Annotated in this window: 20 protein-coding genes; 4 read left to right on the top strand and 16 right to left on the bottom strand. The window is 64.9% G+C overall.

The genetic code is table 11. From position 1 onward, the window contains the following. Nucleotides 1-9 precede the first annotated feature (9 nt). The 6 genes from ispH to murJ all read right to left on the bottom strand — a co-directional run bounded on the left by ispH (nt 10) and on the right by murJ (nt 7,403). Complete coding sequence (gene ispH, locus HMPREF2914_RS17005; RefSeq protein WP_003134939.1) at nt 10-954, bottom strand: 4-hydroxy-3-methylbut-2-enyl diphosphate reductase; 945 nt, start codon at nt 952-954, stop codon at nt 10-12. An 85-nt stretch (nt 955-1,039) separates the two neighbouring features. Beyond that, nucleotides 1,040-1,480, bottom strand: a complete 441-nt coding sequence (gene fkpB, locus HMPREF2914_RS17010) for an FKBP-type peptidyl-prolyl cis-trans isomerase (RefSeq protein ID WP_003102613.1) — start codon at nt 1,478-1,480, stop codon at nt 1,040-1,042. Further along, nucleotides 1,473-1,982: a signal peptidase II gene (gene lspA / locus HMPREF2914_RS17015; RefSeq protein ID WP_003094728.1), complete on the bottom strand. Its 510-nt coding sequence runs from the start codon at nt 1,980-1,982 to the stop codon at nt 1,473-1,475. Before lspA ends, fkpB begins: the two co-directional genes overlap by 8 nt. Next, nucleotides 1,975-4,806, bottom strand: a complete 2,832-nt coding sequence (gene ileS, locus HMPREF2914_RS17020; RefSeq protein ID WP_023092936.1) for an isoleucine--tRNA ligase — start codon at nt 4,804-4,806, stop codon at nt 1,975-1,977. Before ileS ends, lspA begins: the two co-directional genes overlap by 8 nt. Nucleotides 4,807-4,829: 23 nt before the next feature. Next, nucleotides 4,830-5,768, bottom strand: coding sequence for a bifunctional riboflavin kinase/FAD synthetase (gene ribF / locus HMPREF2914_RS17025; protein ID WP_023092937.1), 939 nt, complete (start codon nt 5,766-5,768; stop codon nt 4,830-4,832). A gap of 96 nt (nt 5,769-5,864) precedes the next feature. Beyond that, on the bottom strand, nt 5,865-7,403 hold the full coding sequence (gene murJ / locus HMPREF2914_RS17030) for a murein biosynthesis integral membrane protein MurJ (protein ID WP_003102622.1): 1,539 nt from the start codon (nt 7,401-7,403) through the stop codon (nt 5,865-5,867). A 283-nt stretch (nt 7,404-7,686) separates the two neighbouring features. On the opposite strand from murJ, the gene rpsT reads away from it, so the two are divergent. Beyond that, nucleotides 7,687-7,962 carry a 30S ribosomal protein S20 gene (gene rpsT, locus HMPREF2914_RS17035; protein WP_003094744.1) on the top strand — a complete coding sequence of 92 codons (276 nt, stop codon included), beginning with the start codon at nt 7,687-7,689 and terminating at the stop codon, nt 7,960-7,962. A gap of 66 nt (nt 7,963-8,028) precedes the next feature. On the opposite strand, the gene HMPREF2914_RS17040 is transcribed toward rpsT, so the two are convergent. The 5 genes from HMPREF2914_RS17040 to rplU all read right to left on the bottom strand — a co-directional run bounded on the left by HMPREF2914_RS17040 (nt 8,029) and on the right by rplU (nt 11,648). Beyond that, nucleotides 8,029-8,493: a CreA family protein gene (locus HMPREF2914_RS17040; protein ID WP_003094746.1), complete on the bottom strand. Its 465-nt coding sequence runs from the start codon at nt 8,491-8,493 to the stop codon at nt 8,029-8,031. An 11-nt stretch (nt 8,494-8,504) separates the two neighbouring features. After that, nucleotides 8,505-9,623, bottom strand: a complete 1,119-nt coding sequence (gene proB / locus HMPREF2914_RS17045; RefSeq protein ID WP_003094756.1) for a glutamate 5-kinase — start codon at nt 9,621-9,623, stop codon at nt 8,505-8,507. A gap of 70 nt (nt 9,624-9,693) precedes the next feature. Beyond that, complete coding sequence (cgtA, locus tag HMPREF2914_RS17050) at nt 9,694-10,914, bottom strand: Obg family GTPase CgtA (protein WP_003094758.1); 1,221 nt, start codon at nt 10,912-10,914, stop codon at nt 9,694-9,696. 141 nt (nt 10,915-11,055) lie between these two features. Further along, nucleotides 11,056-11,313 (bottom strand): 50S ribosomal protein L27, encoded by a 258-nt coding sequence (gene rpmA, locus HMPREF2914_RS17055; RefSeq protein WP_003094760.1) that lies wholly within the window; start codon nt 11,311-11,313, stop codon nt 11,056-11,058. A gap of 23 nt (nt 11,314-11,336) precedes the next feature. Then, nucleotides 11,337-11,648 carry a 50S ribosomal protein L21 gene (gene rplU / locus HMPREF2914_RS17060; protein ID WP_003094761.1) on the bottom strand — a complete coding sequence of 104 codons (312 nt, stop codon included), beginning with the start codon at nt 11,646-11,648 and terminating at the stop codon, nt 11,337-11,339. Nucleotides 11,649-11,888: 240 nt separating this feature from the next. Between rplU and HMPREF2914_RS17065 the strand changes: the two genes are divergently transcribed. The 3 genes from HMPREF2914_RS17065 to HMPREF2914_RS17075 all read left to right on the top strand — a co-directional run bounded on the left by HMPREF2914_RS17065 (nt 11,889) and on the right by HMPREF2914_RS17075 (nt 15,589). Continuing rightward, nucleotides 11,889-12,857: a polyprenyl synthetase family protein gene (locus HMPREF2914_RS17065; protein ID WP_003094763.1), complete on the top strand. Its 969-nt coding sequence runs from the start codon at nt 11,889-11,891 to the stop codon at nt 12,855-12,857. 137 nt (nt 12,858-12,994) lie between these two features. Next, nucleotides 12,995-13,219: a PA4570 family protein gene (locus HMPREF2914_RS17070; RefSeq protein ID WP_003094765.1), complete on the top strand. Its 225-nt coding sequence runs from the start codon at nt 12,995-12,997 to the stop codon at nt 13,217-13,219. 342 nt (nt 13,220-13,561) lie between these two features. Continuing rightward, nucleotides 13,562-15,589, top strand: a complete 2,028-nt coding sequence (locus HMPREF2914_RS17075; RefSeq protein WP_023092938.1) for a c-type cytochrome — start codon at nt 13,562-13,564, stop codon at nt 15,587-15,589. 69 nt (nt 15,590-15,658) lie between these two features. On the opposite strand, the gene HMPREF2914_RS17080 is transcribed toward HMPREF2914_RS17075, so the two are convergent. The 5 genes from HMPREF2914_RS17080 to HMPREF2914_RS17100 form a co-directional block, all read right to left on the bottom strand. Further along, on the bottom strand, nt 15,659-16,276 hold the full coding sequence (locus HMPREF2914_RS17080; protein ID WP_003094769.1) for a BamJ family beta-barrel-assembly machinery protein: 618 nt from the start codon (nt 16,274-16,276) through the stop codon (nt 15,659-15,661). Nucleotides 16,277-16,360: 84 nt separating this feature from the next. Then, nucleotides 16,361-16,666 (bottom strand): DUF6482 family protein, encoded by a 306-nt coding sequence (locus tag HMPREF2914_RS17085; RefSeq protein WP_003105116.1) that lies wholly within the window; start codon nt 16,664-16,666, stop codon nt 16,361-16,363. Nucleotides 16,667-16,922: 256 nt separating this feature from the next. After that, a complete protein-coding gene (locus tag HMPREF2914_RS17090) occupies nt 16,923-17,411 on the bottom strand; it encodes a TIGR00645 family protein (RefSeq protein ID WP_003111135.1) in 489 nt (162 codons plus the stop codon). Between the two features lie 173 nt (nt 17,412-17,584). After that, entirely contained in the window at nt 17,585-17,926 is a 342-nt protein-coding gene (locus HMPREF2914_RS17095; protein ID WP_003094775.1) for a PA4575 family protein, read from the bottom strand. 150 nt (nt 17,927-18,076) lie between these two features. After that, on the bottom strand, nt 18,077-20,530 hold the full coding sequence (locus HMPREF2914_RS17100) for a Lon protease family protein (protein WP_003094777.1): 2,454 nt from the start codon (nt 20,528-20,530) through the stop codon (nt 18,077-18,079). Nucleotides 20,531-20,617: the final 87 nt, after the last annotated feature.

The following is a 20,617-nucleotide window of genomic DNA, read 5'->3' on the forward strand; positions in this document are numbered from 1 at the left end:
GCGCACGGTTCACAAAGCCTTGACCCGCAGTTCCTTGGGCATCGAGAAGGTAATGTTCTCCTCTCGCCCGTCCAGTTCCTGTTCCTCCGACGCCCCCCACTCGCGTAGCTGGGCGATCACGCCGCGCACCAGCACTTCCGGCGCGGAGGCGCCTGCGGTGATTCCGATGCGACGCACACCGTCGAACCAGCCGCGTTGCATGTCCTCGGCACCGTCGATCAGGTAGGCCGGCGTGCCCATCCGCTCGGCGAGTTCGCGCAGGCGGTTGGAGTTGGAACTGTTGGGGCTGCCCACCACCAGGACCATGTCGCACTGGTCGGCCAGTTCCTTCACGGCATCCTGGCGGTTCTGGGTGGCATAGCAGATGTCGTTCTTGCGCGGCCCCTGGATCTGCGGGAACTTGGCGCGCAGGGCATCGATGACCTTCGAGGTGTCGTCCATCGACAGGGTGGTCTGGGTCACGTAGTGCAGGGCTTCGGGCTTGCGCACCTCCAGCGCGGCGACGTCGGCCTCGTCCTCCACCAGGTAGATGGCACCGCCGTTGCTGGCATCGTACTGGCCCATGGTGCCTTCCACCTCGGGGTGGCCTTCATGCCCGATCAGCACGCATTCGTGGCCGTCGCGGCTGTAGCGCACCACTTCCATGTGCACCTTGGTCACCAGCGGGCAGGTCGCGTCGAAAACCTTCAGGCCGCGCCCCTCGGCTTCCTTGCGGACCGCCTGGGAAACGCCGTGGGCGCTGAAGATGACGATGACGTTGTCCGGCACCTGATCGAGTTCCTCGACGAAGATGGCGCCGCGCTGGCGCAGGTTGTCCACGACGAACTTGTTGTGCACCACCTCGTGACGCACGTAGATCGGCGGGCCGAAGACATCGAGGGCACGGTTGACGATCTCGATGGCGCGATCCACGCCGGCGCAGAAGCCGCGGGGATTGGCGAGTTTGATTTGCATGGCGGTCTCGTGGGCGACGCGGTGATTGGACGAATGAACCTTGCTACCGCCCTCCCCGCTTGGGAAGGGCGCAGCGACCGACGGTTCAGGCCGGCTGGACGTCGATGATCTCGACTTCGAAGGCCAGGGTCTTGCCGGCCAGCGGATGATTGAAGTCGACGGTCACCTGCTGCTCATCGAACGCCTTGACCACGCCCGGCAGTTCAGTCTTGGCCGCGTCGTTGAAGATCACCAGCAGGCCCTCGGCCAGCTCCATGTCCTGGAACTGGTCGCGCGGCATGATCTGCACGTTCTGCGGATTCGGCTGGCCGAAGCCCTGTTCGGGAAGAATGCTCAGGGTGCGCTTGTCGCCAGCCTTCAAGCCGAACAGCGCCTGTTCGAAGCCCGGCAGCAGGTTGCCGTCGCCGACCTTGAACGAGGCCGGCTGCTTGTCGAAGGTGCTGTCGACGACGTTGCCGTCCTCCAGCTTGAGGGCGAAATGCAGGGTGACGCGGCTCTCCTGGCCAATGCGGGTCGACTCAGCCATGGGCGGCTTCTCCGGATTTCTTTGATCTGAACATGTCGAGCGCCAGCATGACGGCGCCGACGGTGATGGCGCTATCGGCCAGGTTGAACGCCGGGAAGTACCAGCGGTTCTGCCAGTGCACCAGGATGAAGTCCACCACGTGGCCAAGAACCATGCGGTCGTAGAGGTTGCCCAGGGCGCCACCGAGCACCAGCGCCAGGGCGATGGCCAACCAGGTCTCGCCTTTCTTCAGGCGTTTCAGCCAGACCACCAGGATCGCGCTGACGACGATGGCGATCAGGGCGAACAGCCAGCGCTGCCAGCCCGAGCTGTCGGCCAGGAAGCTGAAGGCAGCACCGGTGTTGTAGGCCAGGGTCCAACTGAACAGATCGGGGATCACCACGATCTGCTGGTACATGCTCAGTTCGGCCTGGAAGAACGCCTTGCTGAGCTGGTCGAGGACGAACACCAGCACGGTGATCCACAGCCAGGGCAAGCGCCCGAAACGATCGACCTCAGGCATAGTGGCGAACCTCGCCGCTGCCTTCGATGTTCTCGATGCAGCGACCACACAGGTCAGGATGCGCAGCGTGCTGACCGACGTCCTCGCGATGGTGCCAGCAACGACCGCACTTGGCGTGGGTCGACTTGACCACTTTCAGCTTGAGGCCGGCGACTTCGCTGTCCACCGCGTCGGCCGGAGCCGCCGACAGCGGCGCCAGGGTCGCGGTCGAGGTGATCAGGACGAAGCGTAGCTCGTTGCCCAGCTTGGCCAATTGGGCCTGCAGCGCGTCTTCCGCATACAGGGTGACCTCGGCCTGCAGGTTGCCGCCCACGGCCTTGGCCGCGCGCTGGTTCTCCAGCTCCTTGTTGACCGCGGCCTTCACCGCCATGACCTGCTCCCAGTACTGGCGATTCAACGTCACGTCGGCCGGCAATTCGCTGAGGCCGTCGTACCAGGTGGCGAGCATTACCGACTCGGCGCGCTCGCCGGGCAGGAACTTCCAGACTTCCTCGGCGGTGAACGCCAGGATCGGGGCGATCCAGCGCACGAGGGCCTCGGCGATGTGGAACAGTGCGGTCTGGCAGGAGCGCCGGGCGACGCTGTTGGCGCCGGTGGTGTACTGGCGGTCCTTGATGATGTCCAGGTAGAACCCGCCCAGCTCCTGTACGCAGAAGTTGTGCACCTTGGAATAGACGTTCCAGAAGCGGTACTCGCGATACGCCTCTTCGATCTCGCGCTGCAAGAGCAGGGCGCGATCGACCGCCCAGCGATCCAGGGCCAGCATTTCCTGGGGCGGCAGCAGATCCGTGGCCGGATCGAAACCGTTCAGGTTGGACAGCAGGAAGCGCGTGGTATTGCGGATCCGCCGGTAGGCATCGGCGCTGCGCTGGAGAATCTGCTGGGATACCGCGATCTCGCCCGAGTAATCGGTCGAGGCTACCCACAGGCGCAGGATGTCGGCGCCCAGGGTATCGATGACGGTCTGCGGCACCACGGTATTGCCCAGTGACTTGGACATCTTGCGGCCGGACTCGTCGACGGTGAAACCGTGGGTCAGCAACTGGCGGTACGGCGCATGGTTGTCGATCGCGCAGCCGGTCAGCAGCGAGGAGTGGAACCAGCCGCGGTGCTGGTCGGAACCTTCCAGGTAGAGATCGGCGACCGGGCCGCTGGCATGGCCGATCCGGTGGGAACCACGCAGCACGTGCCAGTGGGTGGTGCCGGAGTCGAACCAGACGTCCAGGGTGTCGTTGATCTTGTCGTACTGCGCGGCCTCCTCGCCGAGCAACTCGGCGGCGTCGAGCTTGAACCAGGCTTCGATGCCTTCCTTCTCGACTCGCTGCGCGACCTCTTCCATCAGCTCGACGGTGCGTGGATGCAGTTCGCCGCTGGCCTTGTGCAGGAAGAACGGGATCGGTACGCCCCAGTTGCGCTGGCGCGAGATGCACCAGTCGGGACGCCCGGCGATCATTCCGTGCAGGCGCGCCTGGCCCCAGCCCGGGACAAATTCGGTCTGGGTGATGGCTTCCAGCGCTCGCTCGCGCAGGGAAGCACCCTGCCTGGGCTGCTTGTCCATGCCGACGAACCACTGCGCGGTGGCGCGATAGATCAGCGGCGTCTTGTGCCGCCAGCAGTGCATGTAGCTGTGATTGATGGTTTCGTGGGCCAGCAGGCTACCGACCTCTTCCAGCTTGGCCACCACGTTGGGGTTGGCCTTCCAGATGAACTGGCCGCCGAAGAACGGCAACGAGTCGACGTAGACGCCGTTGCTCTGCACCGGGCTGAGGATGTCGTCGTTGCTCATCCCGTAGCGCTTGCAGGTATAGAAGTCGTCTTCGCCGTAGGCCGGCGACGAGTGGACGATACCGGTGCCGGCATCGAGGGCCACGTAGTCGGCCAGGTAGACCGGCGACAGGCGCTCGTAGAACGGATGGCGGAAGTTGATCAGTTCCAGCGCCTCGCCCTTGGCGGTGGCGACCACCTTGCCCTCGCGCTGGTAGCGCGCCAGGCAGGACTCGACCAGGGCCTCGGCCAGCACCAGGTAGCGATCGCCGGCATCGACCAGCGCGTAGTCGATCTCCGGATGCACGTTCAGCGCCTGGTTGGCCGGGATGGTCCAGGGCGTGGTGGTCCAGATGACGATCTGCGCCGGCTTGTCCAGGGCCGCCAGGCCGAAGGCCGCGGCCAGCTTGTCGGCATCCGCCACCGGGAAGCCGACGTCGATGGTCGGCGACTTCTTGTCGGCGTACTCGACCTCGGCCTCGGCCAGCGCCGAACCACAGTCGAAGCACCAGTTGACCGGCTTCAGGCCCTTGAACACGAAGTCCTGCTTGACCATTTCCGCGAGGGCGCGGATTTCGTTCGCCTCGTTGGCGAAATTCATGGTCTTGTAGGGGTTGTCCCACTCGCCGAGCACGCCCAGGCGGATGAAGTCGGCCCTCTGCCCTTCGATCTGCTCGGCCGCGTATTCGCGGCACAGTTCGCGGGTCTTGTCCGCCGGAAGATTCTTGCCGTGGGTGGTCTCGACCTTGTGCTCGATGGGCAGGCCGTGGCAATCCCAGCCCGGCACATAGGGCGCGTCGTAGCCCGCCAGGGTCTTGGAGCGGACAATGATGTCCTTGAGAATCTTGTTGACCGCGTGACCGATGTGAATGCTGCCGTTGGCGTACGGAGGGCCATCGTGCAGGACGAACTTCGGACGGTCGCCGCCAATGGCCCGCAGCTTCTGGTACAGACCGATGTCGTTCCAGAACTTCAGGGTTTCCGGCTCGCGCTGGGGCAGGCCGGCTTTCATTGGGAAGGCGGTTTCCGGAAGGTTTAGCGTCGCTTTGTAGTCGGTCATCTCAGGGCCTGTTCAGGATCTCTTCAATCAAGCGGTTGGCCCAGCCAGTAGGCCCGGGCGGCGGCGATATCCGCGAGAATCGCCGCCTTGAGTGCCTCCAGGGAGGCAAAACGCTGCTCGTCGCGCAGCTTCTGGTGGAAGGTCACCTGCAGATGCCGGCCGTATAGATCGCCGGCGAAATCGAACAGGTGCACTTCCAGATGGGGACGGCCGTCGCCGTTCACCGAAGGGCGGGTGCCGATGTTCGCCACCCCCTGGCAACGCTGGCCATCGACCAGCGTACTGACCAGGTAGACCCCGTTCAACGGCGCCTTGCGCCGTTTCAGTTGAATGTTGGCCGTGGGCGAGCCCAGTTGCCGGCCGAGTTTCTGTCCATGCAGGACCCGTCCGCTCAGGCTGAAGGGACGCCCCAGAAGGCGCTCGGCGAGATGCAGGTCGCCCTCGGCCAGGGCCTGGCGGACCCGCGTGCTGCTCACCCGCACGCCGTCCAGTTCGACGGTGGCGGCCGCCTCGACGGTGAACCCCTGCTCGCGACTGGCGTTCACCAGGAAGGCGAAGTCACCGGAGCGGTCGCAGCCGAAACGGAAATCGTCGCCCACTTCCAGGTGCCGCACCGCCAGTCCATCGACCAGGACCTGGCGGACGAACTCGGCTGCCGACAGCTCGCGCAAGCGGCGGTTGAAGGCCAGGCAGAGCACCACGTCGACGCCCTGCCCACGCAGCAACTCGAGTTTCTCGCGCAGGCGGGTCAGACGCACCGGCGCCGAATCGGGGGAGAAGAACTCGCGCGGCTGCGGCTCGAAAATCACCACGCAGCTGGGTACGCCCAGCTCCAGCGAGCGCTCGCGCAGACGCGCCAGGATAGCCTGGTGCCCGAGGTGGACGCCGTCGAAGTTACCGATGGTGGCGACGCAGCCCCCGGCCAGGGGCTGCAGGTTGTGTAGTCCGCGAAGCAGCTGCATAGCACGCTTATTGCTCAGAAAGTGGTCGATTATACGCGTACCGGGCGCCGGACAACAGGCAAAACGGCATGATCCCGCCGCCAGCCCGGACGCGCTTCACAGCACCGCCCGACGGGAAAAGTCGCGCAGGCGGAAACCCAGCAGCGCGAGCATACCGAAATAGGCCAGGAGACCGGCAACCACCAGCAGGCCGAGGCGCAGGAATCGCTCCAGCATGGCGCCCTGCTCCCAGGCCGGCAGCCAGTGCATCGTGGCCAGCAGCACCGCCGACATCGCCAGCACCGCGACCACCAGCTTGACCAGGAACTTCGCCCAGCCCGGTTGCGGCAGGTACAGACGCTGCTTGCGCAGTTGCCAGTAGAGCAGCCCGGCATTCAGGCAGGCGGCCAGGCCGATGGACAGGGCCAGGCCGGCATGCTGAAGCGGGCCGATGAAGGCCAGGTTCATCAGTTGGGTGGAAACCAGGGTGAAGAGCGCGATCTTCACAGGCGTACGGATGTTCTGCTGGGCATAGAAGCCCGGCGCCAGAACCTTGACCAGGATGATGCCGAGCAGGCCGACGGAGTAGGCCACCAGCGCGCGCTGGGTCATCGCCGCGTCCACCGTGGTGAACTTGCCGTACTGGAACAGCGAGACGGTCAGAGGTTCGGCGAGGATCGCCAGGGCCAGCGAACAGGGCAGCACCAGCAGGAAGCACAGGCGCAGGCCCCAGTCGAGCAGGCGCGAGTACTCATGGCGATCCTTGTTCGAATAGGTCTTCGCCAGCATCGGCAGGAGGATCGTCCCCAGCGCCACGCCCAATACGCCGGAAGGCAGCTCCATCAGGCGGTCGGCGTAGTACATCCAGGACACCGAACCGGCTGCCAGGAACGAGGCGAAGATGGTGTTGATGATCAGCGAGATCTGGCTCACCGAGACCCCCAGGATCGCCGGCAGCATCAGCTTCATCACCCGCCAGACGCCGCTGTCCCTGAGGTTCAGGCGCGGCAGCACGAGCATGCCGATCTTCCTCAGGTGCGGCAGTTGATAGAGGAGCTGCAACAGGCCGCCGGCCAGCACCGCCCAGCCCAGCACCATGACCGGCGGATCGAAATAAGGCGTGAGGAACAGCGCGAAGCCGATCATTGCGACGTTCAGCAGGGTCGGCACGAAGGCCGGCACCGAGAAGCGGTTCCAGGTGTTGAGGATCGCGCCGGCGAGGGACGACAGCGAGATCAGCAATATATAAGGAAAGGTCACCCGCAGCAGGTCGGTGGTCAGGGCGAACTTTTCCGGGGTATCGGCGAAGCCCGGCGCGGTGACCCAGATAACCCAGGGTGCGGCGAGGATGCCGAGCGCCGTGACCAGCGCCAGCACCAGCGTGAGCAAGCCGGAAACGTAGGCGATGAAGGTCCGCGTCGCCTCCTCGCCCTGCTGGTTCTTGTACTCTGCCAGGATCGGCACGAAAGCCTGGGAAAACGCCCCCTCGGCGAAGATCCGCCGCAACAGGTTAGGCAGCTTGAAGGCGACGAAAAAGGCGTCGGTGGCGAGGCCGGCACCGAAGATCCGCGCCAGGATGGTATCGCGGACGAAGCCGAGGACCCGCGACAGCATGGTGATGGAACTCACCGCCGCCAATGATTTGAGAAGATTCATGGATGTCGGGCTGCCGGCATGTCGAAATTGATCCTGTCCAAGACCGCGACCGGCCGGGCCGGTTCATCGCGCGAGTGCGCCCTCGCCGCCGAACGGCGGTCCGCAAGGGCGCGCCGAGTGTAGAATGCGCGCCGGAATAAATCACCCGCAAGAAAGCAGGCGACATCCGTCGCCGATCTTTCCGGCCGCATGCGCAGCCCCTTGACAACCCCTGGAGGCGACGGCATTATTCGCGGCCTTAATTTGTTCGCTATTTACCCAGTTTTTTTCGAGGAGCTCGACGGTGGCCAACACACCTTCCGCCAAAAAACGCGCCAAACAGGCTGAGAAGCGTCGCAGCCACAACGCCAGCCTGCGCTCCATGGTGCGCACCTACATCAAGAACGTCGTGAAAGCCATCGACGCCAAGGACCTGGAAAAAGCCCAGGCCGCCTTCACCGCCGCTGTACCGGTGATCGACCGCATGGCTGACAAAGGCATCATCCACAAGAACAAGGCTGCTCGTCACAAGAGCCGTCTGAGCGGCCACATCAAGGCCCTCAGCACCGCTGCCGCCTAAGGCACGCCTTGCTCGAATAAAAAACCGGCCAATGGCCGGTTTTTTATTGCCCGCGACTCGCTCGCCTCAGCGAGCGGTCGGCCAGGGCATGAGGGGAATCGCCGTCACCGCGTTCTGCGGACTACCTTCGATCACCCGGTCGCTGTAGACCAGATAGACCAAGGCATTGCGCTTGCGATCGAAGAAGCGCACCACCTGCATGCTTTTGAACACCAGCGAAGTGCGCTGCTTGAACACCTCTTCGCCATCCTTGAGTTCGCCACTGAACTGGATCGGCCCCACCTGGCGACAGGCGATCGACGCCTCGGCGCGATCCTCCGCCAGCCCCAGGCCGCCCTTGACCCCACCGGTCTTGGCGCGCGACAGATAGCAGGTCACACCCTGCACCTTGGGATCGTCGAAAGCCTCGACGACAATCTTGTCGTTCGGCCCGACCCACTTGAACACCGTGGAAACCTCGCCGATCTCCTCCGCCCCGGCAAGCGCCGGCAACAGCAGCAGACCACCCAGCAACCCCGCGAGCTTGCGCATTCGCCCTCTCCTCAGACCAGAACCAGATTGTCGCGATGCACCAGCTCCGGCCCATCCACGTAGCCGAGCAAGGCCTCAATGGCATCCGTCGGCTGACCGAGGATCTTCTGCGCCTCCAGCGCACTGTAGTTGACCAGGCCGCGCGCCACTTCGCGCCCGCCCTGGTCCACACAGACCACCATCTCGCCGCGACGGAAGCTGCCCTGGACCGCCTTGACCCCAACCGGCAACAGGCTCTTGTGATCCTGGCTCACCGCCTTCACCGCCCCATCATCCAGCACCAGGGTGCCGCGCATCTGCAAGTGGCCGGCCAGCCATTGCTTGCGCGCCGCCTTGCGACTGCGATCAGGAGTCAACAGGGTGCCGAGGCGTTCGCCGGCGCGCAGGCGGTCGAGGACACGCTCGATACGCCCACCGACGATCACCGTATGCCCGCCGGAACGCGCCGCCAGGCGCGCCGCCCGCAGCTTGGTCTGCATTCCGCCGCGCCCCAGGGCGCCGGCACTGCCGCCGGCCACCGCATCGAGCTGCGGATCGTCGGCACGCGCCTCGTAGATCAGTTGGGCATCGGGATTGTTGCGCGGATCAGCGTCGAACATACCGTCGCGATCGGTAAGGATCACCAGCAGGTCGGCCTCGACCAGGTTGGCCACCAGTGCCGCCAGGGTGTCGTTGTCGCCGAAGCGGATCTCGTCGGTGACCACCGTGTCGTTCTCGTTGATCACCGGGACCACGCCCAGCTCGACCAGGGTCCGCAGGGTGCTGCGGGCGTTCAGGTAGCGCTTGCGGTCGGAGAGGTCGTCATGGGTCAGCAACACCTGGGCAGTCTGCAGGCCATGCAGGGCGAAGCTGGACTCCCAGGCCTGCACCAACCCCATCTGTCCCACCGAGGCGGCGGCCTGGAGTTCGTGCATCGCGCTAGGTCGGGACACCCAGCCCAGGCGGCTCATACCGGCGGCGACGGCGCCGGACGACACCAGCACCAGCTCGATGCCGGCGCAATGCAGCGCCACCATCTGCTCGACCCAAACGGCCATGGCATTGCGATCCAGCCCACGGCCATCGGCCGTCAGCAGGGCGCTACCGATCTTCACCACCCAGCGCCGCGCGCCAGTCACCTTGTCCCGCATACCCTCAACCTTAGAAGCCCAGGCTTCGACTCTTCAGCCCCGCCGGCCCGCCCGGCGGGGTATCACGCCATCAGGGAACGTAGAAGATCTCCGGACCGTCGCCGTCGTCTTCCTCATCATCGAAATCATCGTCATCCACCGCACCGGCGTTCTTCAGCCCCGAACGCCGCAGCGCGCGCGCATCGTCCAGCGCCTGCAGACGGGCCCGCGCCTCGTCCTCGATACGCCGGTCGAGTTCGGCCAGCTCCTCGGCATACTGCGGATCTTCTTCCAGGCGCAGGGTACGCTCGTCGAGATAGCGCATGATGTCCTGGCTGAGCGCCTCGGTGCCATCGCGCTCCAGGGCGGAGATCACATAGACCGGGCCTTCCCAGCCCAACCGCTCGATCACCGCCTGCTTGCGCGCCTCGCGCTCGGCCGGATCGAGGATCTGGTCCATCTTGTTCAGCACCAGCCAGCGCTCACGCTCGGTCAGCGCCGGACTGAAGCGACCCAGCTCGCGAACGATGACCTCGGCGGCATCGGCCGGATCGCTTTCGTCCAGCGGCGCCATATCCACCAGATGCAGGAGGATACGGGTCCGCGCCAGATGCTTGAGGAAGCGGATGCCCAGCCCGGCGCCTTCGGCGGCACCTTCGATCAGGCCGGGAATGTCGGCGACCACGAAGCTCTTGTAGCGACCGACGCTGACCACGCCGAGGTTCGGCACCAGGGTGGTGAACGGATAGTCGGCCACCTTCGGCTTGGCCGCGGACACTGCACGGATGAAAGTGCTCTTGCCGGCATTCGGCAGTCCCAGCAGGCCGACGTCGGCCAGCACCTTCAGTTCCAGCTTGAGGTCGCGCGCCTCACCCGGCTTGCCCGGGGTGGTCTGGCGCGGCGCCCGATTGGTACTGGATTTGAAACGGGTGTTACCGAGGCCGTGCCAGCCGCCCTGCGCGACCATCAGCCGCTGACCGGGCTCGGTCAGGTCGCCGATGATTTCCTGGGTATTGGCGTCGATCACGGTGGTACCGACCGGCACCGGCAGGATCAGGTCGTCGCCCTTGGCCCCGGTGCAGTCCTTGCTGCCGCCGTTCTCGCCGCGCTGGGCATCGAAACGGCGGGTGTAGCGATAGTCGACCAGGGTGTTCAGGTTGACGTCGGCTTCCAGGTAGATGGAACCGCCGTCGCCACCGTCGCCGCCGTTGGGACCGCCCTTTTCGATGAACTTCTCGCGACGAAAGCTCATGAGGCCATTGCCGCCGTCACCGGCTTTCACGTGGATTGATACTTCATCGACGAATTTCATGGATATGCCTCCCACCACGAGGGCGGGTTAACAGAAAAAAACATAGGATACAGGATGCCCCGAAAGCAGGGCATGGCCGGAAGCCGGCGCAGAAACAAAAAAGCCCCGTCGCGAGACAGGGCTTTTTCAGCGAGCTATTGCTTAGGCAGCAACGATGCTCACGTATTTGCGACCAAAGGCGCCTTTGGTCTCAAACTTGACCACGCCGTCCACTTTCGCGAACAGGGTGTGGTCCTTGCCCAGGCCAACGCCGTAACCGGCGTGGAATTTGGTGCCGCGCTGACGAACCAGGATGTTGCCAGCCTTTACAGCCTGGCCGCCGAACAGTTTCACGCCAAGGCGTTTACTTTCTGAGTCGCGGCCGTTGCGGGTAGAACCGCCAGCTTTTTTGTGTGCCATGAGTCATATCCTCCAGAAAGGAATTAGGCCTGAATGCCGGTGATCTTGATTTCAGTGAACCACTGGCGGTGGCCCTGACGCTTCATGTGGTGCTTACGACGGCGGAACTTGATGATGCGGACCTTGTCGTGACGGCCGTGGGAAACCACTTCAGCGGTAACCTTCGCACCTTCGACGACCGGCAGGCCGATTTTCACGTCTTCGCCATTGGCAACCAGCAGGACGCGGTCGAAATCGATCGCTTCGCCGGTAGCGACGTCGAGTTTCTCGACCTTGAGGAATTCGCCTTCGGTGACTTTGTGCTGCTTGCCACCGGTAACAATCACTGCGTACATGTGTATCTCCGTTAAACCTGCTCACCCGACGCTTTATAGAAGTAGGAATCGGCCGGCATGGCTGCATGGGGTCGGATCGGACGCCCGTGCAATTGCGTAAGGCAGGGTATGCCAAGGAAGTTCAGGGCCCGCGATTGTACGGAAAGGTCCAGGCCGAGGCAAGTGCCACGGGCCTTTCCTTGACAGTCCCCCCCCTGCCACCTAGCATGCCGCGCAATCTTTGTGGAGCTATTGTCACTGATGCAACCCCAGGCCTTCTACCGCGTGGTGGCGGAAGATTTCACCGCCGTCGACGGGATCATCCGTCGCCAACTCACCTCCCGCGTTCCCCTGGTGGAAAAGATCGGCGACTACATCATCTCCGCCGGCGGCAAGCGCCTGCGCCCGCTGCTGGTCCTGCTCGCCGGCAAAACCCTGGGCTACAAGGGCGACGACCTCTGCCTGCTGGCCGCCACCATCGAATTCCTGCACACCTCCACTCTGCTGCACGACGACGTCGTCGACGCCTCCGGCCTGCGCCGCGGCCGCTCCACCGCCAATGCCCTGTGGGGCAACGCGCCGAGCGTGCTGGTAGGCGACTTCCTTTATGCCCGCTCCTTCGAAATGATGGTCGAGCTGGGTTCCATGCCGGTCATGCGCATCATATCCCAGGCCACCCGGGTGATCGCCGAGGGCGAAGTGCTGCAATTGTCCAAGGTACGCGACGCCAGCACTACCGAAGAGACCTACATGGAAGTGATCCGCGGCAAGACCGCGATGCTTTTCGAGGCCTCGACCCACAGCGCCGCCGCGCTGTGCCAGGCCGGCGAGGAACAGTCCGAGGCACTGCGCCGCTTCGGCGACTACCTGGGAATCGCCTTCCAACTGGTGGACGACCTGCTCGACTACCGCGGCGACGCCGCGACCCTCGGCAAGAACGTCGGCGACGACCTCGCCGAAGGCAAGCCCACCCTGCCGCTGATCGTCACCATGCGCGACGGCACCGAGGAGCAGGCCGCGCTGGTACGCAAGGCCATCCAGCAAGGTGGCAGCCAGGACCTGGAGAGCGTCTGTGCCGCCGTCGAGGCTGCCGGCGCCCTGGACTATACCGCCAACCTCGCCCGCGACTACGCCGCCCGCGCCATCGCCTGCCTGGATACGCTGCCGGACAACGAATACCGCTCCGCCCTGGTCGAACTCAGCGAATTCGCTGTCGCCCGGACCCACTGAACCGGGCTCGACTTGTGACGAACGCCGCCGTTTTCACGGCGGCGTTTTCGTTTTGCGACGAAAGGCACGATCAAGACTTGCTATTACGATAATAAGAATTATTCTCATCTCACAGTCTTGTCACGGAGATGAGCGCCATGACTTATTTGATCGATGCCTGGCTTGATCGGCCACACCCCTACCTGCGGATCCTGCACCGGGAAACCGGGGAAATCTGCGCAGTCCTGGAAGAAGACGCGCTGGACGAACTGCGTGACCAGGGCGGCCTGGACCTGCACGAGTTGAACTCGAGCGAACCGCTGATCCTCAAGGAGCTGGTACGCAACCTGTTCCTCTTCTGCTACGCCCGCGCCCTGCGCTGAGCCTTTGCGATGACGCCAGGACGCGTCATCCGTGCGCCGCTGCCCGGGAGGCGGATCGCACGAACGGAGGCAAAGGCGCCTCCGGCCGGTTCCGGGAAGGTCACGGACGACCTTCCCGGAGTCACTTTCCTCATGTCCCGGTCTTTCCGCTACGCCTCGCCCGAGCACGCCGGCAGCCCCTCGCCGCGATAGGGATTCCTGCCTGATCCACATCAAGCCGACCTCGCCTGAAAGCCGTTACAACAGCGGCGTGACCGTCGTCCTGTCGACGGCCGCATAACGAAAAAAAGAATGGACCGTGGCCGAGGGGACCGCCCCAGGCCTACGCCTAAGGATGAGGAAATGCCTGCTTCTTTCCCGCGCCTCGGCTTGCTCGGCGCGCTGTGCTCCATCGTTCCCCTGCTCCATGCCAGCGAACCGACCACGGACGCTGCGCTCATCGAAAAAGGCCGCTACGTGGCCCAGCTCGGCGACTGCATCGCCTGCCATACCGGCCCGCAGGGCGCGCCGATGGCCGGCGGCCTGGAGCTGAAGACGCCAATGGGTACCATCTACTCGACCAACATCACTCCCGACCGGGAGACCGGCATCGGCCGCTACAGCTTCGAAGAGTTCGACCGCGCCATGCGCAAGGGGGTGACCGCCGAGGGAGTGAATCTCTATCCGGCGATGCCCTACCCGTCCTACGCCAAGATCAGCGAAGAAGACATGCGTGCGCTGTACGCCTACCTGATGCACGGCGTGCAACCCGTCGCCCAGGCGAATACGCCGAGCGCGATGAGCTGGCCGTTCAACCAGCGCTGGGGCCTGTCGCTGTGGAACTGGGCGTTCCTCGACGACGCGCCGTTCACGCCCTCCAGCGACGCGGACCCGGCGATCAACCGCGGCGCCTACCTGGTACAGGGGCTCGGCCACTGCGGCGCCTGCCATACTCCGCGCGGCATCGCCTTCCAGGAAAAAGCCATGAGCGAAGCCGGTCGTTCCGGGCAGTTCTACCTCGCCGGCGAAACCGTCGAACAATGGCAAGCGCTGAGCCTGCGCAACCTGTGGACGGTGGAGGACACCGTGCAGTTGCTGAAGACCGGGCAGAACCGCTTCGCCACGGTGTCCGGCAGCATGACCGATGTCATCCACCACAGCACCCAGCACTTCAGCGACGACGATCTGCTGGCCATCGCCAGCTACCTGAAGTCCCTGCCGGCCGGCAAGGACGACCTGCCCATGCCCGACAGCGAACGCCCACTGGCAGCACCGGTCGACCTGTACAGCTCGCGGGGCGGTCTCGGCTACGCGCAGTTCTGCTCCGACTGCCACCGCAAGGACGGCAGCGGCGTCCCGGGTATGTTCCCGCCGCTGGCCGGCAACCCCACGGTCGCTTCGGCCAACCCGAGCACGCTACTGCATATCACCCTTACCGGCTGGAAAACCGCGGAGACCGCAACCCACTCGCGGGTCTACACCATGCCCGGCTTCGCCCAGCTGGAAGACCGCGAAATCGCCGAAATCCTCAGCTTCGTCCGCAGCAGTTGGGGCAACCAGGGTTCGTCGATCGATGCCGGCCAGGTGAAGAAACTGCGCCAGCAGATCGAGGCCGGCAACGGCCCGGCCACGACCTTCGTCTCTCCACGCCTGGCGGACATGCTCGCGGCGCCGAACGCCGAACAGGTGGTACGCGGCATGCGCCTGCACCTGGAGACCCGCGAGCTGCTGCCGGCGAACGTCGGCAACCAGTTGAACTGCACCAGTTGCCACCTGAACGCCGGAACCGTAGCCGACGGCTCGCCCTTCGTCGGCGTCTCGGCGTTCTTCCCCAGCTACGCGCCCCGGGCGGGCAAGGTCATCGGCCTGGAGGAGCGCATCAACGGCTGCTTCCGGCGCTCGATGAACGGTAAGCCTCTGCCGCCGGACTCTGCCGACATGCAGGCGATGGTGGCCTACTTCGACTGGATGAAGAACAACACCCGGCCGCAGGACAAGGTCGCCGGCCGCGGCGTCGGCAAGGTCGACCCGGCGCTGAAGCCCGACCCGGAGAACGGCCGCAAGGTCTACGCCCGACAATGCGCGGTGTGTCATGGCGAGAATGGCGAGGGGCTGAGGAACAGCGCCGGCGAGATGCTCTTCCCACCGCTGTGGGGCGACGAGTCGTTCAATATCGGCGCCGGCATGGCGCGGACCTTCACCGCTGCCGCCTTCGTCAAGCACAACATGCCGATCGGCTTCCAGGAACGCTTCCCGCTCGGCCAGGGCGGCCTCAGCGACCAGGACGCAGTGGACGTCGCGGAGTACTTTTCGCACCAGCCGCGCCCGGACTTCCCGGACAAGATCAAGGACTGGCCGAAGGACAAGCGTCCGCTGGATGCCCGCTACTGATGCCGCAATGAAAAACGCCCCGTCGATGCGTCGACGGGGCGTTTCACTCCTTCCTGGGGCCGATGCGCCTCAGAGGATTTCCAGCAGTTCGACGTCGAACACCAGCACGCTGTGCGGAGGAATGCTGCCGACCGCCTGGCCGCCATAGGCCAGTTCGCTCGGTACGTGCAGGCGCCACTTGGAGCCGGCGTTCATCAGTTGCAGCGCTTCGACCCAGCCGGCGATCACGCCGCCCACCGGGAACTCGGCCGGCTGGCCGCGCTGGTAGGAGCTGTCGAATACGGTGCCGTCGATCAGGGTGCCGTGGTAGTGGGTGCGCACGGTATCCTCGCGGGAAGGCTTGGCGCCCTCGCCAGTACTCAGCACTTCGAATTGCAGGCCCGACGGCAGCACGGTCACGCCTTCGCGCTTGGCGTTCTCGGCCAGGTAGGCGCGGCCTTCGCCAGCGGCGGCTTCGGCCTTGGCCTGGGCTTCGGCCTGCATGCGTTCGCGGATCACCTGGAAGCTGGCCGACAGCGCCTCGCCGGAAACCCGGCTGTCGATACCTGCGAACGCATCGGACAGGCCGGCCAGGACTGCGTCCAGGGTCATGCCTGGAACCGGATTCTCGCGCAGTTGGTCGCCCAGTTGACGGCCGATGCCGTAGCTGACACGGGCTTCGTCAGTGGTCAGGTTGAGTTCGCTCATGGCGCTGCTCCGCTGTGGGGTCGAAAAAGGGCGGCCAGCCTAGCACAGAAGGCCCTTCCCCCCTACCGGCGCAGCCGCTTGTGCTCAACCCTGGCGGATCGACAGCGGCAGCCCGCCGATAAACGAACCCGACTCGGCCAGGAGGCCACACATCTCGTCATCGACATCGGCGCACACCAACTCCACCGGAACCCTGTCCAGCCCGCGCAGTACCTGGCGCGCATGCTCCACGGAGCGCAGGCTGACCGGCTGGCCGAGATCGTCCTCCACCGGATAGGCGCGGTCGCCCATCTGCGCCTCCAGGACATAGATGCCGCCCTCCAGCGACACCAGGTGCAAGGCGTCGATATGTCCGGCCTGGACCCGGCCGGCGAGATCCTGCATGTTCATCGCGAACCTCTCGAGGTTGCGCAGGCAGCGGAAGCCTCCAGGTTTCCGCCAACCGCCTCGGTCCCGACAGCGCCGGCCCGATTCCCGGCATCGTCCGGCCGCCAGGCCCCGACGATGCGAAGGACGCCCGCTCCCGGCGTCCGCCCGATATCACAGGAAAGTCTTGCCCAGGCGACAGGCAACGCAAGCCGGAAACGCCGCCGCCCGTCCGTTTTACAACGGCCGGGCGGCGCGAGCGAAACACTGGAGAGGGTCGTCAGTGACGGGTCTGCTTATCCAGGTAGCCCATGGCGAACGCCGAGAGCACGAAGGTCATGTGGATGATCACGTACCACATCAGCTTGTTGTCCGGCACATTCTTCGCGTCCATGAAGATGCGCAACAGGTGGATCGAAGAGATCGCCACGATGGAGGCGGCCACCTTGTTCTTCAGCGAGCCGGAATCCATCTTGCCCAGCCAGTTGAGCTTTTCCTTGCCTTCGTCGATGTCCAGCTGCGAAACGAAGTTCTCGTAGCCGGAGATCATCACCATGACCAGCAGGCCGCCGACCAGAGCCATGTCGATCAGCGAGAGCAGGACCAGGATCAGGTCGGCCTCGGCCATCGCGAAGATGTTCGGGATGACGTGGAATATTTCCTGGAAGAACTTGATGGTCAGCGCCAGCAGCGCCAGCGACAGGCCCATGTAGATGGGAGCCAGCAGCCAGCGCGAGGCGTACATGGCGTTTTCGAAAAAGCGTTCCATGGTCTCTTGTGTGTATGTGCAGGGGGAAATGGGGCGGCGAGTATAACGCAGCGGCCGGCGGTTTTTATCCAGAAAATCTGTGGATAAATATGTGCACCGAGCCGGGATGGATCCCGCCAGCGATGATGGCACGGGGCCTTGGCCGGATTGCTCAGGCTTTGCCCAGGCGCCGCTCAGGATTCCGGGCGAAACAGGTAGTCGCCGACATGCGGCCGTCGTTCGCCATTGAGTCGGCGCAGTTCGCCCTGCAGGTGCAGGCGCCAGATCGGCGGGTCGACGGCTTCGATATAGCCTTGCTGGGCCAGGCAGTCGGCAATCGCCTGCAACACCCCTTCGGCCACCAGCGGTCCGTGGAAGGGGCCCTGGGCCTTGATCGCCGAAGGCTGGGAGCCGGACATGCCGGCGGCGCAAAGCAGGGTCCAGAGTCCGTTCTCTCCGGCCAGCGGCCTGACCACGCATTCGATTCGCGTGGTCAGCCCCAGACAAGGGCGGATGAGGCAGAGGTTACGCGGCATGGCGGCATCCTCACGGGGGTTCCCAGTTTTGAGCCTACACCTGCCGCCAGGTTCCGCATAGCGCCGGCGGGAACTTGTCCACAGGGCTGAAACGCACGAGGGCGGGGCTTTCCAGCCCCGCCCTCGGCAGGTTCCGGCAACGCGCCGGACTCAGTCCTTCTTCGCCGCGGCCTTGTCCTTCGCCGCGACGGTCTCTTTCTCCGCCGGCTTGTCCTTTTCCTTGTCGTCCTCTTCCATGCCGAGTTCGGATATCTCCTGCAAGCGCGCCACGACCAGATCGTTCACGCTGCCTTTCGGGAAGCGTCCCTTCTCGTCCTGGGCACCGACCGGCTTGCCCACCAGCAGCGCCAGCGCCTCGTCCACCTCGCGCACCGCGTAGACGTGGAACTGCCCGGCGCGCACCGCCTGCAATACGCGCTCGTCGAGCATCAGGGTGGTGACGTTGGCGCGCGGGATGATCACGCCCTGCTCGCCGGTCAAGCCGCGCGCTTCGCAGAGGCGGAAGAAGCCCTCGATCTTCTCGTTGACGCCGCCGACCGCCTGAACCTCGCCGAACTGGTTGATCGAGCCGGTAATGGCGAAGCACTGCTTCAAGGGCGTCCGCGACAGTGCCGAGATCAGCGTGCAGACCTCGCCCAGCGAGGCGCTGTCGCCGTCCACGTAGCCGTAGGATTGTTCCAGGGCGATGCTGGCGGAGATTTCCAGGGGGAACTCCTGGGCGTAGCGGCTACCCAGGTAGCCGGTGAGGATCATCACGCCCTTGGAGTGGATCGGCTGGCCGAGGTTGACCTCGCGCTCGATGTCGACGATGCCGCTGCTGCCCGGATAGACGGTCGCGGAAATCCGCGCCGGCACGCCGAACACCGAGTCGCCCACCTCCAGCACGGTCAGTCCGTTGCACTTGCCGACCGCGGCGCCAGCGGTGTCGATCAGGATGATCCCCGCCAGCATGTCGTCGAGGATCCGCGCCGACACTCGTCCGGTGCGGGTCTGCTTGGCCTTGAGGGCACGCTCGATGTGGCCGAGCTGGATCACCTCCTCGTTCGCCAGCTGACGGATGAAATCGGCTTCGCTGACCAACTGGAACAGGTCGCCGATCCGTGCCGAAAGCCGCCCCTGGTGCTCGGCCAGGCGCGCGCTGTAGGTCGCCAGTCGCGCCACCGCCGCGCCGCTGAGGGGCGCCATGCCCTCTTCCGAGGTGCGCGTCTTGAGCAACTGGGCGAACTGTTCGAGGCTGTCCTCACCCAGCGGGATGTCCTCGTCGAAGTCCACCAGCACCCGGAACATCTCCTGGAAGTCCGGGTCGAGGTCCTGCAGGGTGTAGTAGATCTGCCGCGAGCCGATGATGATCACCTTCAGTTGCAGCGGGATCACCTGGGGGGTCAGGGAAACCGCAGCCAGGCGGCCGAGTTCGGCCAGCGGCGACTCCATCTTCAACTGGCGCGACTGCAGGGCACGCTTGAGCGCGTCCCAGACGAACGGCTCGCCAAGCATCTTTTCCGCTTCCAGGATCAGGAAGCCGCCGTTGGCCCGGTGCAGCGCCCCCGGACGCAACTGCCGGTAGCTGGTGTAGAGCGCCCCCTGGTCCGAGCTGTACTCGATGCGGCCGAACAGGTTGTCGTAGGTCGGGTGCGACTCGAACACCACCGGCGCGCCGCTGGTCGCGTGGTGGACGATGGCCTGGTTCGGCGCGTACTGCTCGATCAGCCCTTGCTTGCGCTGGGCGTCGGTGCGGCTGTCGTCGACCAGTTGGTCGACCACGGTCTTCAGCAGGTTCAGTTGCATCGCCTGCAGGTAGGCGCAGACGCCCGGGTTGTTGTTGTACTTCTCCACCAGAGGCGCCAGCAGGGGCTGCAGGGCCAGGGTGATGGTTTCCTCGTTGAGCTCGCGCAACTGGTTGCTCGACTCGCGCTTCCACTGCGGCAGGCTCGCCAGTTCCTCGTTGAGGTACTCCTCGAGGGCGGCGATATCCTTGTGGAAACGCTCGCGCTCGGCTTCGGGCAACTGGGCGAATTCGGCCTCGTCGAGGGCCTTGCCGTCCTTCATCGGGGTGAAGGCGACGTTGGCGCTGTCGCGGTACAGCGCCACGTCCTTCTCCAGGGCGCGCCGTTCCACCGAGTCCAGGGCGCGGTCGTAGCGCTGGTTGAAGGCGCGGTCGACGGCGTTCTTCTTCTGCTGGTAGGCCGGATGTTCGAAGACCGCCGGGAAGGTCGACATCAGGTTGTCGATCAGGCGGTCGATGTCGGCGCTGAATTCGGTCGCGCTGCCCGGCGGCAGCTCGATCACCCGAGGTTCGCGCGGTTCGTCGAAATTGTTCAGGTAGACCCAGTCGGAGGGCGTGGCGACGCGCTTGCCCTCGGCTTGCAGGTAGCGTTTGACGAAGGAGAAGCGTCCGGTCCCCGGCTCGCCCATGACGAATACGTTGTAACCCGGACGCGGCATCGCCACCCCGAACTGCAGCGCCTCGACCGCACGTTCCTGGCCCAGCACGCCGCGGAAGGGCTCCAGGTCATCGGTGGTATCGAAGGCGAATTGCTCGGGAGCGAACGGGCGGGTCAGTTCTTCTGGCGCCAGGCGCAGGCCGGCAGCGACGGAATCGGGCATCGGGAATCCTTGCATCGGGCGGCAGATCGCCGCGGGGTGTCGTCGCCCGCATTCTCCCCCCAGCCTCGCGCCACTGACAAGGCGCGG

The sequence above is a fragment of the Pseudomonas sp. HMSC067G02 genome, from assembly GCF_001813485.1.
GTDB lineage: Bacteria > Pseudomonadota > Gammaproteobacteria > Pseudomonadales > Pseudomonadaceae > Pseudomonas > Pseudomonas aeruginosa.

Coding starts and splice junctions, on each gene's coding strand:
- ispH (WP_003134939.1), bottom strand. CDS start 954: ATGCAAATCAAACTCGCCAATCCCCGCGGCTTCTGCGCCGGCGTGGAT.
- fkpB (WP_003102613.1), bottom strand. CDS start 1,480: ATGGCTGAGTCGACCCGCATTGGCCAGGAGAGCCGCGTCACCCTGCAT.
- lspA (WP_003094728.1), bottom strand. CDS start 1,982: ATGCCTGAGGTCGATCGTTTCGGGCGCTTGCCCTGGCTGTGGATCACC.
- ileS (WP_023092936.1), bottom strand. CDS start 4,806: ATGACCGACTACAAAGCGACGCTAAACCTTCCGGAAACCGCCTTCCCA.
- ribF (WP_023092937.1), bottom strand. CDS start 5,768: ATGCAGCTGCTTCGCGGACTACACAACCTGCAGCCCCTGGCCGGGGGC.
- murJ (WP_003102622.1), bottom strand. CDS start 7,403: ATGAATCTTCTCAAATCATTGGCGGCGGTGAGTTCCATCACCATGCTG.
- HMPREF2914_RS17040 (WP_003094746.1), bottom strand. CDS start 8,493: ATGCGCAAGCTCGCGGGGTTGCTGGGTGGTCTGCTGCTGTTGCCGGCG.
- proB (WP_003094756.1), bottom strand. CDS start 9,623: ATGCGGGACAAGGTGACTGGCGCGCGGCGCTGGGTGGTGAAGATCGGT.
- cgtA (WP_003094758.1), bottom strand. CDS start 10,914: ATGAAATTCGTCGATGAAGTATCAATCCACGTGAAAGCCGGTGACGGC.
- rpmA (WP_003094760.1), bottom strand. CDS start 11,313: ATGGCACACAAAAAAGCTGGCGGTTCTACCCGCAACGGCCGCGACTCA.
- rplU (WP_003094761.1), bottom strand. CDS start 11,648: ATGTACGCAGTGATTGTTACCGGTGGCAAGCAGCACAAAGTCACCGAA.
- HMPREF2914_RS17065 (WP_003094763.1), top strand. CDS start 11,889: ATGCAACCCCAGGCCTTCTACCGCGTGGTGGCGGAAGATTTCACCGCC.
- HMPREF2914_RS17070 (WP_003094765.1), top strand. CDS start 12,995: ATGACTTATTTGATCGATGCCTGGCTTGATCGGCCACACCCCTACCTG.
- HMPREF2914_RS17075 (WP_023092938.1), top strand. CDS start 13,562: ATGCCTGCTTCTTTCCCGCGCCTCGGCTTGCTCGGCGCGCTGTGCTCC.
- HMPREF2914_RS17080 (WP_003094769.1), bottom strand. CDS start 16,276: ATGAGCGAACTCAACCTGACCACTGACGAAGCCCGTGTCAGCTACGGC.
- HMPREF2914_RS17085 (WP_003105116.1), bottom strand. CDS start 16,666: ATGAACATGCAGGATCTCGCCGGCCGGGTCCAGGCCGGACATATCGAC.
- HMPREF2914_RS17090 (WP_003111135.1), bottom strand. CDS start 17,411: ATGGAACGCTTTTTCGAAAACGCCATGTACGCCTCGCGCTGGCTGCTG.
- HMPREF2914_RS17095 (WP_003094775.1), bottom strand. CDS start 17,926: ATGCCGCGTAACCTCTGCCTCATCCGCCCTTGTCTGGGGCTGACCACG.
- HMPREF2914_RS17100 (WP_003094777.1), bottom strand. CDS start 20,530: ATGCCCGATTCCGTCGCTGCCGGCCTGCGCCTGGCGCCAGAAGAACTG.